1 protein-coding gene is annotated in these 545 nt (G+C 50.6%); it reads right to left on the bottom strand.

Annotation, left to right across the window (positions count from 1 at the left end; genetic code table 11):
- Positions 1 to 545 (bottom strand): hypothetical protein (locus ACTXGO_RS16070; RefSeq protein WP_443575226.1); only part of this gene is annotated, 545 nt, incomplete at both ends.

Raw genomic sequence — 545 nt, 5'->3', positions numbered from 1 at the left:
GGCGTCGGTTGAGTCACTTTCCAAAGTACCAGCTGCGATGTTGCTCAGCGTGGTTGGGGTACTGGTGCTACCAGTCGCTGATTGCATAGAGGCGATTACGTCGATTGCTGTGACAAGGTCGCCACTACCATCAGGGTTAGTGTTGAAGCTACCATCAGTCTGCTTGTAGAGTTTGTTGCCTGTAGCATCAGTATAGACGACTGGAGACTGGGCACTTTCACTGAGTGACTGTGCGTCTACAGAGAGGTCGAACACTCTAGCATCCCCTGATGCGGTTTCGCTGACGCTGATAGAGTTGTTGTTCGAGGTCACTTGAGTACGGGTGCCATCAACGTAGGTTTTGTTGGTGGCATCAGTCCCTACTGTAGGAGCGTCGATGAGGGTGACTTTGTTAAAGGTGGGTGTATCACTCATCTGTACGTTGACACCATTTGCGGTTGTGACGGTGCTGATGTTTTTACTGTCGCCATTGATGTTGAAGGTTTGACCCAATTCTCGCTTGACGGTATTGCCACTGTCAGCGCCGAAGTTTAGACCGAGGTCTA

This window comes from Psychrobacter sp. T6-1 (assembly GCF_052258445.1).
The sequence above is the reverse complement of the archived record's forward strand: the minus strand, read 5'-3'. Positions and strand labels throughout refer to the sequence as shown.